The organism is Bradyrhizobium sp. AC87j1 (assembly GCF_002936975.1).
GTDB lineage: Bacteria > Pseudomonadota > Alphaproteobacteria > Rhizobiales > Xanthobacteraceae > Bradyrhizobium > Bradyrhizobium shewense.
This window is the reverse complement of record NZ_PTFE01000095.1, coordinates 17,387-28,855: the sequence shown is the minus strand read 5'-3', so window position 1 is coordinate 28,855 and position 11,469 is coordinate 17,387. Positions and strand designations below refer to the sequence as shown.

Annotated in this window: 9 protein-coding genes; 4 read left to right on the top strand and 5 right to left on the bottom strand. The window is 65.6% G+C overall.

Annotation, left to right across the window (positions count from 1 at the left end):
• Positions 1-127: 127 nt before the first annotated feature.
• Positions 128-355 carry a 50S ribosomal protein L31 gene (rpmE, locus tag CV770_RS33220; RefSeq protein WP_007599895.1) on the bottom strand — a complete coding sequence of 76 codons (228 nt, stop codon included), beginning with the start codon at positions 353-355 and terminating at the stop codon, positions 128-130.
• A gap of 197 nt (positions 356-552) precedes the next feature.
• Between rpmE and CV770_RS33215 the strand changes: the two genes are divergently transcribed.
• Entirely contained in the window at positions 553-2,403 is a 1,851-nt protein-coding gene (locus tag CV770_RS33215) for an ABC transporter ATP-binding protein/permease (RefSeq protein ID WP_091955985.1), read from the top strand.
• Between the two features lie 224 nt (positions 2,404-2,627).
• On the opposite strand, the gene CV770_RS33210 is transcribed toward CV770_RS33215, so the two are convergent.
• From CV770_RS33210 to CV770_RS33195, 4 genes are all read right to left on the bottom strand, one after another.
• Positions 2,628-2,843, bottom strand: a complete 216-nt coding sequence (locus tag CV770_RS33210; protein WP_104465351.1) for a hypothetical protein — start codon at positions 2,841-2,843, stop codon at positions 2,628-2,630.
• Positions 2,844-2,931: 88 nt separating this feature from the next.
• Positions 2,932-3,378 carry a GNAT family N-acetyltransferase gene (locus CV770_RS33205; protein ID WP_091955987.1) on the bottom strand — a complete coding sequence of 149 codons (447 nt, stop codon included), beginning with the start codon at positions 3,376-3,378 and terminating at the stop codon, positions 2,932-2,934.
• A complete protein-coding gene (locus CV770_RS33200) occupies positions 3,378-4,406 on the bottom strand; it encodes a peptidoglycan -binding protein (RefSeq protein ID WP_091956046.1) in 1,029 nt (342 codons plus the stop codon). The genes CV770_RS33205 and CV770_RS33200 overlap by 1 nt, the downstream gene beginning before the upstream one ends.
• Positions 4,407-4,550: 144 nt before the next feature.
• Positions 4,551-5,570: a flagellar motor protein MotA gene (locus CV770_RS33195; RefSeq protein ID WP_201760156.1), complete on the bottom strand. Its 1,020-nt coding sequence runs from the start codon at positions 5,568-5,570 to the stop codon at positions 4,551-4,553.
• 167 nt (positions 5,571-5,737) lie between these two features.
• On the opposite strand from CV770_RS33195, the gene CV770_RS33190 reads away from it, so the two are divergent.
• From CV770_RS33190 to CV770_RS33180, 3 genes are all read left to right on the top strand, one after another.
• Positions 5,738-6,757, top strand: coding sequence for an SAM-dependent methyltransferase (locus CV770_RS33190; RefSeq protein ID WP_104465350.1), 1,020 nt, complete (start codon positions 5,738-5,740; stop codon positions 6,755-6,757).
• A gap of 231 nt (positions 6,758-6,988) precedes the next feature.
• Positions 6,989-8,182: an efflux RND transporter periplasmic adaptor subunit gene (locus tag CV770_RS33185; RefSeq protein ID WP_091955990.1), complete on the top strand. Its 1,194-nt coding sequence runs from the start codon at positions 6,989-6,991 to the stop codon at positions 8,180-8,182.
• A gap of 6 nt (positions 8,183-8,188) precedes the next feature.
• Complete coding sequence (locus CV770_RS33180) at positions 8,189-11,344, top strand: multidrug efflux RND transporter permease subunit (RefSeq protein WP_091955991.1); 3,156 nt, start codon at positions 8,189-8,191, stop codon at positions 11,342-11,344.
• Positions 11,345-11,469 lie beyond the last annotated feature (125 nt).

Genomic DNA, 11,469 nt, shown 5'->3' with positions numbered 1-11,469 from the left:
GGGGTTTGGTGGGCACGCTTCGCTTTGCCCACCCTACGAAATCTCTGCTTGGGTCAGCCACCTCCAAAAACAAAAACGCCCCTGGTCTCCCAGGGGCGTTTTTCGTCTCCAGCCTTTGCGGGCCGGATCAATCCTTTTTGAGAAAGCCCGAAAACTTCTTCTGGAAGCGCGAGACGCGGCCGCCGCGATCCATCAGCTGGGCATTGCCGCCGGTCCAGGCCGGGTGCGACTTCGGGTCGATGTCGAGGTTCAGCGTGTCGCCTTCCTTGCCCCAGGTCGAGCGGGTCAGGTACTCGGTTCCGTCGGTCATCACGACCTTAATTGTATGATAGTTCGGGTGAATTTCGGCTTTCATGGCAATTCCTCGGCGCCCCGGCGCCTTCTTGGGTGGCTATCGAATGACGGATTTGGGCGGCTCTATACCTCACGAAACCCGCTAAAACAAGCCATCCCGGCCGGTGAACCGGGTTTGCCCCCTAAGGGACTTCCCGGATTTGCCACTACCCTTGCCCCGGCCTATTGGGAGCAAACGAATGCAATGGGTTGGATCTCATGAGCGCAGTGGAACGGCTTGATGACCAGTATGCCGATCAGCCCGGAATGAACGCCGCGGACACGCCCTCGATCGAGGCCGAGCTGATCGAAGAGCCGGCCAAGGGTCGCGCCAAGCTGCGGCCGCTGCTTGCGCTGGCGCCCTATGTGAACCGTTATCGCGGCCGGGCGGCGCTGGCCTTCGTCGCACTCACGGTCGCGGCCCTGACCACGCTGCTGGTGCCGGTCGCGGTGCGCCGGATGATCGATTTCGGCCTGACGCCCGAGGGCATCGAGCTGATCAACAGCTACTTCTCGGTGATGCTCGCGGTGGTCGGCGTGCTCGCGCTCGCCAGCGCCGCACGCTACTACCTCGTGATGACGATCGGCGAGCGCATCGTCGCCGATCTCAGGCGCGATGTGTTCGCCCATCTGCTGTCGCTGTCGCCCGCCTTCTTCGATTCCGCACGCAGCGGCGAGCTGATCTCGCGGCTCACCGCCGACACCACCCAGCTCAAATCGGCCGTCGGCGCCTCCGTGTCGATCGCGCTGCGCAATCTGATGATGTTTCTGGGCGCCGCGGCGATGATGGTGATCACCAGCCCGAAGCTGTCGGGCTTCGTGCTGCTGGCCATCCCTCTGATCGTGCTGCCGCTGGTTGCCTTCGGGCGCTGGGTGCGGCGTTTGTCGCGCAATGCGCAGGACACGCTTGCCGAGGCCTCCGCCTATGCCGGCGAGCTGGTCGGCGCGATCCGCACCGTGCAGGCCTATACCAGCGAGCCATTCGCCGAGAAGCGTTTCGGCGGCGAGGTCGAGCAGGCCTATGAGGCCGCGCGCACCTCGACCCAGGCGCGCGCCGTGCTCACCGCCATCATCATCTTCATCGTGTTCGCAAGCGTGGTGGCGATCCTCTGGATCGGCTCGCATGACGTGCTCACCGGCGCGATTTCGCCGGGCCGGCTCGGTCAGTTCGTGCTTTATGCGGTGTTCGCCGCAGCCGGCCTCGGCCAGCTCAGCGAGGTCTGGGGCGAGGTCTCGGCGGCATCAGGCGCGGCTGAGCGGCTGTTCGAGATCCTGCATGTGCAGCCCGACATCAAGGCGCCCGCGTCTCCCCGCGCGCTGCCGGTGCCGGCACGCGGCGAAGTCGGCTTCGACCGGGTCAGCTTCGCCTATCCGGTGCGGCGCGACGTCAATGTGCTCGATGCGGTGTCATTCACGGTGCGGCCCGGCGAGAAGGTCGCGATCGTCGGTCCGTCCGGCGCCGGCAAGAGCACGATCTTCCATCTGCTGCTGCGCTTCTACGACCCGCGCAGCGGCGCGATCTCGCTCGACGGTGTGCCGGTCAAATCGGCAGATCCGCGTGATTTCCGCGCGCGCATCGCACTGGTGCCGCAGGAATCGAACGTGTTCGCCGCGAGCGCCCGCGAGAACATCCGCTTCGGCCGGCCCGATGCGACCGATGCCGAGGTCGAACGCGCCGCCGAGCTCGCGCATGCCGCCGAATTCATCCGCCGCCTGCCCGAAGGTTTCGACACCCCGCTCGGCGAGCGCGGTGTGACGCTGTCCGGCGGCCAGCGCCAGCGCATCGCGATCGCCCGCGCCATCCTGCGCGATGCGCCGCTCTTGCTGCTCGACGAAGCCACCTCCGCGCTCGATGCCGAGAGCGAGACGCTGGTGCAGACCGCTCTGGAAGAGCTGATGCGCCACCGCACCACGCTGGTGATCGCGCACCGCCTCGCCACCGTGCTGTCCTGCGACCGCATCCTGGTGATGGACCAGGGCAAGATCGTCGAGCAGGGCACGCACGCCGAACTGGTGGCCGCGAACGGGCTCTATGCGCGGCTGGCGAGGTTGCAGTTCGAGGGGGCGTGAGGCGCTGCGAGCGGCGTAAGGTTCTGCGATCGTCACTACAATCACGGTGTCATTCCCCGCCACCGGGTCTCGCCTCCGGCGAGCCCGATGACAGGCTCCGGCGGGGAATCCAGTACGCCGCGGCTCCTCGGTTCTAACCTCATTGTCTCGGAGTACTGTCATCACCCGCTTTCGCGGGTGATGACAGCGGAGCTTGGGGCCGGTGGTTCGCGCCACTCGGTCAGCTACCGGCACTTCGGCGACAGCGCAGGCACGTTTGGCCACGGCCAGTTCTTCCAGCTGCCGTCCTCTCCGACGCAGGCTGAGGCTGATGCCGTCTCTGTTGATTTGGAGACCTTGGGCGCAGCAAAACGCTGGTCGACATAGGTCGTCGATAAATATCCGGCGACGATGACGGCCAGAAACACCGAGGAACCCTTGGCAAGATCGCGCAGCTGCATCGATCGCCTCCATTCGCTTGTCATCGCTGACACAACGAATAACCGACCTCGCAGGATCCCTGCGTGACAGGCCTCACGCCCGCCAGAATTACGCCCGCCAGGCCATCTTCAGCACCGGCCGGCCCGAGGTCGGGTTCACGTCGTCGCCGGCATGCGCAAAGCCGTTGCGCTCGTAGAAGCGGATGGCGCGGGAATTGTCCTTGTTGACGAGCAGCGTGATGCCTGATGGCGACAGGCGCTTGGCCTCGTCGACCAGCAGCCGTGCTGCGTCCGAGCCCCAGTGATCAGGGTCGACCACGAGCTGGTCGAGATAGCCGTCGCCGTCGATGGTGACGAAGCCGGTGAGGGCACCATTCTGCTCGGCGACGACAATGGACGCCTTCGGTACCAGATCCCTCAGCCAACGCTCGCGCCACCATTCCAGCCGTGCCGCGAAGTCGATCTGCGGATAGGCCTGCTGCCAGGTGCGATGCCAGAGGTCGATCGCGGCGGCTTCGTCGGAGGCCGCGTAGGGGCGGAGGTGGATCGCGCTCACTACCGCTCCGTCAGCTTCAGCTCGATGCGGCGATTGCGCTTGTAGGCCTCCTCCGTGTTGCCGGGATCAAGCGGCTGGAATTCGCCGAAGCCGGCGGCGACGAGGCGCTGGGCGGGCACGCCGAGCGAGACCAGATATTGCACCACCGAGATCGAGCGGGCCGCGGACAGGTCCCAGTTCGACTTGAAGTTCGGACCGTTGACCGGACGCACATCGGTGTGGCCATCGACGCGCAGCACCCAGGGGATGTCGCTCGGGATCTTCTTGTCGAGCTCGATCAGCGCGGCTGCCAAGGTGTCGAGCTCGGCGCGGCCTTCGGGCAGAAGCACCGCCTGGCCAGTGTCGAAGAACACTTCGGACTGGAACACGAAGCGGTCGCCGACGATGCGGATGTCGGGCCGGTTGCCGAGGATAGCGCGCAGGCGGCCGAAGAATTCCGACCGGTAGCGCGACAATTCCTGCACGCGCTGCGCCAGCGCGACGTTCAGGCGGGAGCCGAGATCGGCAATTCGATTTTGCGATTCCTTGTCGCGCTTCTCGCTGGCATCGAGTGCCTCTTCCAGCGCCGCCAATTGCCGCCGGAGCGCGCTGATCTGCTGGTTCAGCACCTCGATCTGGGCCAGCGCCCGCGCCGAGACCGCCTTCTCCGAATCCAGCGCCTTGCCGAGCTCGGAGGTCTTGCCTTGCGCGTCGCTGCCGGCGGCGGCGAGGCCATCGTAGAGGCCCTTGATGCGGTCGCGCTCGGTCTCGGCCGAGGCGAGGCCGGCCTTCAATTGCGAGACCTGGTCGTCGAGCGTGAGCTTGCCGAGCTTCTCCAGCGACAGAAGCTCGTTGAGCTGGGCGATCTTGGCGTTGAGCTGCTCCAGCGCCTTGTCCTTGCCGGTGACCTCCTGCGACAGGAAGAACTGCACCACCAGGAACACCGACAGCAGGAACACGATCGACAGCACCAGCGTCGACAGCGCGTCGACGAAGCCGGGCCAGTAGTTGAAGGCGCCTTCGCTGCGGCGGCCGCGCGCTAGAGCCATGTTGTCCGTCTCCACCTTCGTCCCGGACGCGATGCAGCGTGTAACGCTGCTTCGCAGAGCCGGGACCATATTGTCCCTGACGTTGGGCCCCGGCTCAGCGACGCATCATTTCATGCCGCGTCGCGTCCGGGGCACGAGATCGTCTCAGCTCTTTTCCGGCTGGCGGGCGATGCGCTCCAGCAGACGCCGGATCTCGCGGTTCTGCTCGCCCTGGCCGTCGGCCCATTCGCGGATCATCTGCTGCTCGGTACGCATATGCGAGACCAGCGCCTGGATGGCTTCGGCAAGGCTCGCCATCGCCGCCGTGGTGCCGCGGCTGGCGCTGCCTTCCTCGAGCACGGAGCGTAAGCGTTCGACCGCGGCCTGGAGCTCGCCGCTGGCGACCCCGCCGCCGCCGGAAGCGACCGCGACCTCGCCGCTGCCATATTCGCGCACGGTGGTGGCGAGCCAGTCTTCGAGGTCGGTGTAAAAGCGGTTCTGGGCCTGGCTCGATTGCAAATCGAGGAAGCCGAGGATCAGCGAGCCGGCGAGGCCGAACAGCGAGCTGGAGAACGAGATGCCCATGCCGCCCAGCGGGGCAGCGAGGCCCTCCTTCAGCGTGTCGAACAGTGCGCCGGAATCGCCGCCGACCTTGAGCCCGTCGATCACCTTGCCGACCGAGCCGACCGTCTCGATCAGGCCCCAGAAGGTGCCGAGCAGGCCGAGGAAGACCAGGAGGCCGGTCATGTAGCGCGAGATGTCGCGGGCTTCATCCAGGCGGGTCGCGATCGAATCGAGCAAATGCCGCATGGTGGTCTGGGTGATCGACATTCGCCCGGAGCGCTCGCCGCCGAGGATCGCCGCCATCGGCGCCAGCAGTTTCGGGTGCCGGGCCGGCGCCAGGCCAGGATCGGCGATGCGGAAATTGTTGACCCAGGACACCTCAGGGTAGAGCCGGATGACCTGGCGAAAGGCCAGGATGATGCCGATGAACAGCACGCCGCCGATCAGGGCATTGAGGCCGGGATTGGCGAAGAAGGCCTGGATGATCTGCTTGTAGAGCACCACGCTGACCAGCGCGCACAGCACCAGGAAGACCAGCATCCGCACCAGAAAAACGCTGGGTGAGGATAGCTTTGTGTACTCGATATCCATGGGGGAGCGGGGCGAGGCGCCTGACGGCATGGCCGGTATCATCCATTCCAAAAGCTTGCGTGCGGCGCGCACTATGGCACAGCGCCGGCTCAAAAAAAGCGCCGGATGCGCCGATTTCGGGGACAGCTCGGGGAACCCGGACCGCAAGCGGGCTTTGATAAGCAGGTATCTGCAGAGATTCGCCATTCGGGGGGCGCATGAGCGTCGTTTCCGCGATCATCGGGACTGCCGAACGCATGCCGCTGCCGGACGTCTTGATTCGCGCCGCGATCCAGCGCCTGTGCTCCCGCAGCGCAACCCGCCTCGCCGCGCATGATGCGGCCGCCGATGCCGCGTTCGCCGGGCGGATGATGCTGCGGCCGATCGCCGAAAACGCGGAGGCCGGGCGTGAGGAGGTGCCCGCGGCGTTCTTCGCCGGTGTGCTCGGCCCCAGCCGCAAATATTCCTGCTGCTTCTACAAGACCGATGCGACCACCTTGCAGGAGGCGGAGGAGGAGGCGTTGCGCCAGACGGTCGAGCATGCCGGCCTCGCCGACGGCCAGACCATCCTCGAGCTCGGTTGCGGCTGGGGCTCGCTGTCGCTGTGGATGGCGCGGCAGTTTCCGCACGCCAAGGTGACGGCGGTGTCGACCTCGCAGGCGCAGCGCGCTTATGTCGAGGAGGAGGCGCGGCGGCGCGGCTTGCTGAACCTGCGCGTGGTCACGGCGGACATGAACGTGTTCGCACCCGACGGCCAGTTCGACCGCGTCGTCTCGGTCGAGATGTTCGAGCAGATGATGAACTGGCGCAAGCTGATGTCGCGGCTGCGGTCATGGCTCGCGCCGGATGGGCGCTTCTTCATGCAGATCGTCACCCATCGCTCCGGCTCGCAGCTGTTCGACCGGCTCGATCGCGAGGACTGGATCGCGCAGCACGTCTTCACGGGCGGGCTGATGCCGAGCCATCACCTCGTCAGGCAATTCCACGACATCTTCACGGTCGAGAAGGAATGGTGCTGGAGCGGCACGCATTATCAGCGCACCGCCAACGACTGGCTCGCCAATTTCGATGCGCATCGGGATGCGATCGAGGCCTCCTTGCGCCAGGTCTATGGCGAACAGACCTGCCTATGGATGCGGCGCTGGCGCTGGTTCTTGCTCGCGACGTCGGGCCTGTTCGGTTATGCCGATGGAACCGAATGGGGCGTCAGCCACTACCGGATGAAAGCTGCGGGGTAATTGCGATGTTCCGCCGCAGCACGCCGCGATGGAACCTGACTCACAATCAGGTGAGTCCATAAAAGCTACATAAGTTCAACAGGATACATTGTGTGACAATGAGCCGCCTGCAGCACGCGTTGCATCGCAGCAGGTGCATTCTATTTTGACGGCATCAGCCGCACGGAATCGCCCAGAACGGGCCGCGCGCGGGCCGTGATCAGTTTCAACAATATCGGGGCACTTAACTTCATGTCAGGACTTCGCGCGCGATCGGCATGCGTTGCTATGATGCTCGCGGCCCTTGCGCCGCTGCTTGGTGCTTGCGACGAATCCAGCTCCGCCATTTCCGCTGCCCCGCCGGCCTATCCGGATGTCAGCATCGTCATTGTCAAGCCGCAGCCGCGCGCTGTGGTCCGGGAACTGCCGGGCCGCATCGCGCCGACGCGTGTCTCCGACGTGCGGCCGCGCGTGTCCGGCATCGTGGTCGAGCGCCTGTTCCGCCAGGGCAGCGAGGTCAAGGCGGGAGATGCGCTCTATCGTATCGATCCGCGTCCGTTCGAGGTCGAGGTGTTGGCCAACGAGGCCGCGCTCGCCAAGGCGGAGGCCGCGTTGATGCAGGCCAAGCAGCAGGCGCACCGTATCGCCACGCTGACCAGCCAGCGCGCCGCGCCCGAGGCCGAGAACGAGAAGGCCGTGGCCGCCGAGCGCCAGGCCCATGCCGAGGTCGAGGGCCGCAAGGCGGAGCTCGCGCGGGCAAAGCTCAATCTCGACTATGCCACCGTGCGCGCGCCGATCGACGGCGTGGTCGGTGCGGCTCTCGTCAGCGAGGGTGCGCTCGCCGTGCAGAACGAGACCAATCTCGCCACCATCCAGCAGCTCGATCCGATCTATGCCGACTTCACCCAGTCGGTGAACGAGCTCAACCAGCTTCGCCGCGCCTTCGAGACCGGCGACCTTGAGCGCATCGCCTCCGATGCCGCCAAGGTGCATCTGGTGCTCGACGACAACACGCTCTATTCGCTCGACGGCAAGCTGCTGTTCTCCGACGCCAAGGTCGATGCCCACACCGGGCAGGTGACGTTGCGCGGCGAGTTCCCCAATCCCAAGCGCGAGCTGCTGCCGGGCATGTATGTCCGCGTCCGCATCGACCAGGGCCTCGATAGCGACGCGATCGCGGTGCCGCAGCAGGCGATCCAGCGCAATGGCGGCGGCGGCAGCGAAGTGTTCGTCGTCAAGGACGACAACCACATCGCGGTGCAGCCGGTGCGCACGGGGTCGGTGCAGGACGGAATCTGGTTCGTCACCGAAGGCCTGAAGGCCGGCGACAAGGTCGTGGTCGAGGGCTTCCAGAAGTTCGCCGCCGGCGACAAGGTCAAGCCGCAATCCTGGTCGGAGGCGGACGCGACCGCGGACAACCGGCACGCCCAGAAGCTCACGCGGTAACGCGCCATGGCGAGTTTCTTCATCGACAGGCCAATCTTTGCCTGGGTGGTCGCGCTGTTCATCTGCTTGATCGGCGCGATTGCCGTGCCGCTGCTGCCGATCGCGCAATATCCGATCATCGCGCCGCCCTCGATCTCGATCTCGACCAGCTATCCCGGCGCCTCGCCCGAAAACCTCTACAACAGCGTCACGCGCCTGATCGAGGAGGAGCTCAACGGCGCCTCCGGCATCCTCAATTTCGAATCGACCAGCGACTCGCTCGGCCAGGTCGAGATCATCGCCAATTTCGTGCCCGGCACCGATACCAGCGCGGCCTCGGTCGAGGTGCAGAACCGCATCAAGCGGGTCGAGGCGCGCCTGCCGCGCGCGGTGATTCAGCAGGGTATCCTGATCGAGGAAGCCTCGAGCGCGGTGCTCCAGATCATCACGCTGAATTCGACCGACGGCAGCCTCGACGAGGTCGGGCTCGGCGACTTCATGATCCGCAACGTGCTCGGCGAAGTCCGCCGCATCCCCGGCGTCGGCCGCGCCACGCTCTATTCGACCGAGCGCTCGCTTCGCGTCTGGGTCGATCCGGCCAAGCTCGTCGGCTACGGGCTCACCGCCGACGACGTCAACAAGGCCATTGCCGCGCAGAACGCGCAGGTCGCTTCGGGCAGCATCGGCGCCGAGCCGTCGACCTCGAGCCAGCGCACCTCCTCGCTGGTGCTGGTCAAGGGCCAGCTCTCTTCCCCGGATGAATTCGGCGCCATCATCCTGCGCGCCAATGCCGACGGCTCGACCGTGCGCCTGCGCGACGTTGCGCGCATCGAGGTCGGCGGCCTCAGCTACCAGTTCAACACGCGCCTGAACGGCAAGCCGACCGCCGGTCTTTCGGTGCTGATGTCGCCGACCGGCAACGCGCTTGCGACCGCGAGCGCGGTCGAAGAGAAGATGAAGGAGCTGTCGCGGTTCTTCCCGGCCAACATCTCCTACGAGATTCCCTACAACATCACGCCGGTGGTCGAGGCCTCGATCAAGAAGGTGCTGATGACGCTGGTCGAAGCCGTGGTGCTGGTGTTCGTGGTGATGTTCCTGTTCCTGCAGAACATTCGCTACACCATCATCCCGACCATCGTGGTGCCGGTGGCGCTTCTGGGCGCCTGCACCACGCTGCTGCTCGCCGGCTATTCCATCAACATGCTCTCGATGTTCGGCATGGTGCTCGCGGTCGGCATCCTCGTCGACGACGCCATCGTCGTGGTTGAGAACGTCGAACGCATCATGAGCGAGGAGGGGCTGCCGCCGAAGGAGGCGACGCGCAAGGCGATGTCGCAGATATCGGGCGCCATCATCGGCATCACCCTGGTGCTGATGGCGGTGTTCGTGCCTATGGCGTTCTTCCCCGGCTCGGTCGGCATCATCTACCGCCAGTTCTCCGTGACCATGGTCGCTGCGATCGGCTTCTCCGCGTTCCTGGCGCTGTCGCTGACGCCGGCGCTGTGCGCGACCTTGCTCAAGCCCGTCGCGGCCGGCCACGGTCATGCGAAGCGGGGCGTGTTCGGCTGGTTCAACCGCGTGCTCGAAGGCGGCAAGGAAGGCTATTCCCGCACCGTCGGCCTCTCGCTGAAGCGGACCGGCCGCCTGATGCTGGTCTATGTCGCGCTGCTCGTCGGCCTGTCCTGGGCCTTCGTCAGCCTGCCGGGCGGCTTCCTGCCGATCGACGACCAGGGCTTCGTCACCACCGACGTGCAGACGCCGTCGGATTCGTCCTATCCCCGCACCGAGGCCGTGATCGAGAAGGTCGAGAAGTATCTCGCCGAACGGCCGGGCGTGAAAGATGTCACCTTCCTCACCGGCTTCAGCTTCTCTGGCCAGGGCATGAACACCGCGCAGGCCTTCATCACGCTGAAGGACTGGTCGGAGCGTGGACCGAAGGATTCGGCCGCGGCGATCGTCAACGACATCAACCGCGATCTAGGGGCGTCGATCCGCGATGCCAAAATCTCCGCGCTGCAGCCGCCGCCGATCGACAATCTCGGCAACTCGTCGGGCTTCTCGTTCCGCCTCCAGGACCGCGGACAGAAAGGCTATCCGGCCTTGATGCGCGCCGCCGATCAGTTGATCGCGGAAGCCAACGCCAGTTCCGTGCTCCAGAAGGTCTATATCGAAGGCCTGCCCGAGGCCGGGGTGGTCAATCTCATGATCGACCGCGAGAAGGCCGGCGCCTTCGGCGTCACCTTCGAGGACATCAACAACACGATCTCGACCAATCTCGGTTCGAACTACATCAACGACTTCCCGAACCGCGGCCGCATGCAGCGCGTCGTGGTGCAGGCCGACGCTCGCGACCGCATGCGGACCGAGGACATCCTCAACTACAACGTCAAGAACAGCCGCGGTCAGCTGGTGCCGTTCTCGTCCTTTGCCACGGTGGAATGGGCGCGAGGCCCGACCCAGATCGCAGGCTTCAACTATTATCCGGCGGTGCGCATCTCCGGCGAGGCCAAGCCCGGCTTCACCTCGGGTGATGCGATCGCCGAGATGGAGCGCCTTGCCGGCAGGCTGCCGCGCGGCTTCGGTTACGAATGGACCGGGCAGTCGCTCCAGGAGAAGCTGTCGGGCTCGCAGGCGCCGTTCCTGCTCGGTCTGTCGGTGTTCGTGGTGTTCCTGTGCCTCGCCGCGCTCTACGAGAGCTGGACCATTCCGCTCGCGGTGCTGCTCACGGTGCCGCTCGGCATCGTCGGCGCGGTGATCGCGGCCATGCTGCGTGGCCTGCCTAACGACGTCTATTTCACCGTCGGCCTAATCACCATCATCGGCCTTGCGGCAAAGGACGCGATCCTGATCATCGAATTCGCCAAGGATCTGCGGAAAGAAGGCAAGCCGCTCGTCGAAGCCACCATCGAGGCCTGCCGCCTGCGCTTCCGCCCGATCCTGATGACGGGCCTCGCCTTCATCTGCGGCGTGCTGCCGATGGCCATCGCCCACGGCGCCGGCGGCGCCAGCCAGCAGGCGCTCGGCAGCATCGTGATGGGCGGCATGATCGCGGTGGTGATCCTGGCGCTCTTGATGGTGCCGGTGTTCTTCGTCTCGGTGCAGCGCGTGCTGGCGGGGGATCGGGAGCCGAAGGCGGCGAAGCAAGGCGAGGCCTACGGCCCGCCGGCGCCGGTCAAGTCATAAGGCAAACTGTCATGCCCTGCCTGGTGCGCAATTGCGCACGGGGGCGCGGCATCCAGTACGCTGCGGCTTCTCCGTATCCCACTAGCGTCTCTGGAATACTGGATCATCCGCCTTCGCGGATGATG

Excerpts from the sequence above, each read along its gene's own strand:
- rpmE (WP_007599895.1), bottom strand. The coding sequence starts at position 355 with ATGAAAGCCGAAATTCACCCGAACTATCATACAATTAAGGTCGTGATG.
- CV770_RS33215 (WP_091955985.1), top strand. The coding sequence starts at position 553 with ATGAGCGCAGTGGAACGGCTTGATGACCAGTATGCCGATCAGCCCGGA.
- CV770_RS33210 (WP_104465351.1), bottom strand. The coding sequence starts at position 2,843 with ATGCAGCTGCGCGATCTTGCCAAGGGTTCCTCGGTGTTTCTGGCCGTC.
- CV770_RS33200 (WP_091956046.1), bottom strand. The coding sequence starts at position 4,406 with ATGGCTCTAGCGCGCGGCCGCCGCAGCGAAGGCGCCTTCAACTACTGG.
- CV770_RS33195 (WP_201760156.1), bottom strand. The coding sequence starts at position 5,570 with ATGCCGTCAGGCGCCTCGCCCCGCTCCCCCATGGATATCGAGTACACA.
- CV770_RS33190 (WP_104465350.1), top strand. The coding sequence starts at position 5,738 with ATGAGCGTCGTTTCCGCGATCATCGGGACTGCCGAACGCATGCCGCTG.
- CV770_RS33185 (WP_091955990.1), top strand. The coding sequence starts at position 6,989 with ATGTCAGGACTTCGCGCGCGATCGGCATGCGTTGCTATGATGCTCGCG.
- CV770_RS33180 (WP_091955991.1), top strand. The coding sequence starts at position 8,189 with ATGGCGAGTTTCTTCATCGACAGGCCAATCTTTGCCTGGGTGGTCGCG.